This is a genomic window from Actinomadura sp. 7K507 (assembly GCF_004348425.1).
GTDB lineage: Bacteria > Actinomycetota > Actinomycetes > Streptosporangiales > Streptosporangiaceae > Spirillospora.
The window spans coordinates 1-4,318 of record NZ_SMKK01000408.1 but is presented as its reverse complement, the minus strand read 5'-3'; the positions used below and the strand labels follow the sequence as shown (position 1 = coordinate 4,318).

At 73.5% G+C, this 4,318-nt stretch carries 4 protein-coding genes; all 4 read right to left on the bottom strand.

Annotated features, from left to right (window positions below):
- Window positions 1-711: polyprenol monophosphomannose synthase (locus tag E1285_RS43505; protein ID WP_132160758.1), on the bottom strand; the 711-nt coding region annotated here is incomplete at its 3' end.
- 5 nt (window positions 712-716) lie between these two features.
- Window positions 717-2,459, bottom strand: coding sequence for an apolipoprotein N-acyltransferase (gene lnt, locus E1285_RS43500; protein WP_243723467.1), 1,743 nt, complete (start codon window positions 2,457-2,459; stop codon window positions 717-719).
- Window positions 2,460-3,011: 552 nt separating this feature from the next.
- Window positions 3,012-3,407, bottom strand: coding sequence for a hotdog fold domain-containing protein (locus tag E1285_RS43495; RefSeq protein ID WP_132160757.1), 396 nt, complete (start codon window positions 3,405-3,407; stop codon window positions 3,012-3,014).
- Window positions 3,404-4,282: an OAM dimerization domain-containing protein gene (locus E1285_RS43490; RefSeq protein ID WP_132160756.1), complete on the bottom strand. Its 879-nt coding sequence runs from the start codon at window positions 4,280-4,282 to the stop codon at window positions 3,404-3,406. Before E1285_RS43490 ends, E1285_RS43495 begins: the two co-directional genes overlap by 4 nt.
- Between the last annotated feature and the right edge of the window lie 36 nt (window positions 4,283-4,318).

The window sequence follows — 4,318 nt, the reverse complement described above, 5'->3', positions numbered from 1 at the left end:
ATAAGAGACAGGGGTGATGCGCAGCGCCGCCTCGGCCATCACGTCCCGGTTCATCTTGCTCGTGCCGTGGACGCGCTCGACGAAGGTGATCGGCACCTCCACGACCCGGAGCCCCTGCCGCAGCGCCCGCAGCGCCAGGTCGATCTGGAAGCAGTAGCCGCGCGAGTCGACGCCCTCCAGCCCGATCTTGTCCAGCGTCGCGGCGCGGAACGCGCGGTAGCCGCCGGTGGCGTCGTGCAGCGGGATGCCGAGCATCACCCGCGCGTAGGTGTTGGCGCCGCGCGACAGCGCCTCGCGCCGCTTGGGCCAGTTGCGCACCTTGCCGCCCGGGACCCAGCGGGCCCCGATGACCAGGTCGGCGTCCTCCAGGGCCGACAGCAGCCGCGGCAGCTCCTCGGGCTGGTGGGAGCCGTCGGCGTCCATCTCGACCATGACGTCGTAGCCGTGCTCGGCGGCCCACCGGAACCCGGCGATGTAGGCGGGCCCGAGCCCGTCCTTGCCCTCGCGGTGCAGGACCCGGATCTGCTCGTCCTCGCCGGCCATGGCGTCGGCGACCTCGCCGGTGCCGTCGGGGCTGGCGTCGTCGACCACCAGGACGTCCGCCGAAGGGACGGCCTCGCGTACCCGCCCGGTGATGCTCTCGATGTTGTCCCGCTCGTTGTAGGTCGGGATGATCACGAGCACCCGGCCCAGGTCGGCTGGGATCTCCATCGGTGTCAATTCCCCTCGTTCTTCCTGGCCGACGTCCATGCCGCCGCGCAGATCGCGCCGAGCCCGAGCGCGGCCAGCAGCCACTCGGGCGCGGCGCCCAGCCGGTCCGACAGCGTCGTCGACGTCCGTGCCGGGACGGTCTCGACCTGGATGTCGGGGACGAACTCGCGGGACTTGTCGATCACCCGTCCGTCCGGGGCGACGATCGCGCTGATCCCGCTGGTGGCGGCAACCAAGATCGTACGGCCATGCTCGACGGCCCGCAGCCGCGACATGGCGATCTGCTGCGGGGGCAGGCTCGTCCTGCCGTAGGTGGCGTTGTTGGTCTGCACGACCAGGAGGTTCCCGGGCGCCACGTCGCGGACCTCCTTGTCGTAGGCGACCTCGAAGCAGATGACGTCGCCGATGGTGACCGGCCCGAGCTGCATCACGCCGGAACGGGTGCCCTTGGCGAAGTCGCGCGGGATCCGCTCGAACCGCGTGATCAGCTTGGTGAGGATGTCGCGGAACGGCAGGTACTCCCCGAACGGGACGGGATGCCGCTTGACGTAGTAGTCGCCCGGCCCGGACCGCGGGTCCCAGACGATGCCGCGGTTCTCGATCTTCTCGCCGTCGGGGGTGTCGGCGAGGGCGCCGACCAGGACGGGGACGCCGACCGCCTTCACCGCGCGGTCGATGGTGAGGTAGGCGTCGGGTTCGCTGTAGGGGTCCAGGTCGCTGGCGTTCTCCGGCCACACGACCAGCTCGGGCTGGGGGACCTCCCCGGCGCGCACCTTCGCGGCCAGTTCGTGGGTGGCCTCGGCGTGGTTGTCCAGGACGGCCTTGCGCTGGCCCTGCCAGTCCAGGCCGACGCGCGGCACGTCGCCCTGGACGACCGCGACGGTGACGGGCTTGCCGGACGTGGGCGTCGGGATCAGCGTCCCGCCGCCGGCGACCGCCGCGATCGCGGCCAGTGCGGCCGCCGCGGGCACCAGCGGACGCCACCCCACGCGCGTCCGGGGCGTCTCCCGCTCCCCGCCCGAACCGGAGCCGGAATCGGAGTCCTCCGCGGCCTCTTCGGCGGGCTCCCCGGCGCGGTCCCCGGCCGGGCGCGCGGCACGGGCGCGATAGGCGGCCAGGGCGGCGTAGGCGAGCAGCCCGCCGATCAGGGCGGTCAGGAACGTGACCAGGGGGGCGCCGCCGAGGGAGGCGTAGGGCGTCAGCGGCGTGGCGGTCTGGCTGAAGGCGAGCCGCGCCCACGGGAACCCGCCGAACGGGACCCGGCCGCGGATCAGCTCCTCGCCGACCCACAGCGCGGCCGTCCACACCGGCCAGCCGGGCAGCCGGGTGACCAGCGCGACCCCGGCGCCCAGCGGCAGGAAGTACAGGGCCTGGACGAGGGCGAGGACGAGCCACGCGTCCGGGCCGATCTTGACGATGCCTTCCAGCACGGGAATGAAGAACGCGGCACCGCCGAGGAAGCCGAGCCAGGCGCCGGTACGGGCGGTCAGGCCGCGCAGCGCGACGGCGAAGAGCGCGACGCCGACCGGGGCGAGGAACGTGAGGTCGGCGGGCGGGAAGGCGAGCCACATCGTCAGCCCGGCGGCCACCACCAGCAGCGTGCGGGGCCAGCCGGCGCGGCCGCCGCGCCGCAGGCCGCCGCCCAGGCGGGCCGCCCGGCCCGGCCGTCGCGCGGCATCCGGTTCGCCGCCCGTTCCCGCGCCGGTGCTGCCCGCCGGCGACCGTTCCGGGAGGGTCTCCTGGGCCACGTCCCCACCTCGTTCCCTCGTTCCTCCCGGGAACGCTACCGGGCCGGGGGCGTGACGGCGACCACGGCCCGGTGCGCGCGAGGCGGAGCCCCGGGGGCGGCCCGTCGCGGAAAGCCCGCGAGCCGGAGGGTCTGGAAGGAGGTCCGCGCACACGGAAGAGGGCCCGCGACATCCGTCGGGCCGGAGTCGTCCCACAGGCGGTGAGAACGAGGCTCCGTTTTCTACTGGATGTCCGGGCCCTTCCCGGGTCCAACCCCCCGCGCGATCGGGCGGCTCCGCCCGGGCACGGCTCCGGATCACCGCGCTGGCTCTGGCGGGCACGACGTCGACCACTCGCGTGATCCCCGTCCCCGTCGTGGCGCGGTGCCCGGCGGCGCCTCGGGCGGCCGATCGGTGAGTCCCGTGCTGGACTGCTGCAAAACTACCGGCTTCAGCCACCTTGTCAACCGCCGCATGTTCTGCGGCGACTCCATGTTCTCCCAGTTCAGCACCATGATCGCGGGTGCCGCGTTTTCGCCGCGGAAGATCGACGATCACCGCCGCGGCGGGGTTTCAGGAGCCGGGCGGGGAGACGACGACCGTACCGCTGGCGGTGGCGGCGATGATCGGGGCGGGGAGCACCTCGGCGGCGGACTCCCCCTTGTCCGGACGTCCCCGGCACACCACGCGGGCCTCGAAGTCCATGACGCGGCTGCGGGTTCCGGCGCGGGTGAGGACGGCCGTGGTCTCCAGGACGTCGCCCGCCCGCACGGGGGCGCGGAACTGGACGTCGCTGTAGGAGGCGAAGAGTCCCTCGTCGCCGTCGGTGCGGATGCACAGCTCCGTCGCCGCGTCCCCGAACAGCCCGAGCACGTAGGCGCCGTCGACGAGGTCGCCCGCGTAGTGGGCGTGGGAGTAGGGGATGTAGCGGCGGTGGGTGACGGTCTGCCCCTCGCGCGGATCGCTCATGACTCGTCCTCCTGATCGTCCACCTGATCGTCGTCCGGCGGGCCGCCCGGCCCGTGCTCGCCCGGCCCGTGCTCGCCGGGGAGCAGGGCGTGCACGAGGTAGCTGGCGACCTCGGCGGGCGTGGTGCCCTTGCCGAAGATGCGGTCGACGCCGAGGTCGGCCTCGCCGACGGTGTCGAACCGGGGGCCGCCGGCGACCAGCAGCGGCCGTCCCATGCCGCCCGCCACGGCGGTCGGGTACTCGGCGTGGAACGCGGCGGCCATCTGCTTGGTGTTGTGCAGGTGCGCGTTGCGCTGGGTGACGACCTGGGAGACCAGGACGGCGTCGGCGTCCTCGGCCTTGGCGCGCTCGACCAGTTCGGGGACGGTGACCTGGGCGCCCATGTTCACCACCTGGATCTCGCGGTAGTACTCCAGGCCCTTCTCCCCCGCGAAGCCCTTGACGTTGAGGATCGCGTCGATGCCGACCGTGTGGGCGTCGGTGCCGATGCACGCGCCGACGACGACCAGTTTCCGGTTCAGCGCGCGGCGGATCGCCTGGTTCACCTCCTGGGAGGTCAGCAGCGGGTAGGCGCGCTCCTCCGGGACGGGGATGGAGGCGTAGTCGACCAGGTGCCCGACCTTCCCGTACACGATGAAGAAGGTGAAGTCGGGTCCCATCGGCTTGGCGTGGACGACGCTGGCCGGGTCCAGGCCCATCTTGGCGGCGAGCTGGAGCGCGGCGGCGTCGGCGCGCTTGCCGGCCGGGACCGGCAGCGTGAACGACATCTGCACCATGCCGTCGCCGGTGGTGTCGCCGTAGGGGCGGATCACCTGCCGGGTGTCGGCGGGGTCGGCGGGGGTCCGGGCGCCGGTCCCCGGGCTCTCGACCGTCATGCGGGCACCTCCTGCTCGGTCGCGCCGGTGGCGGGG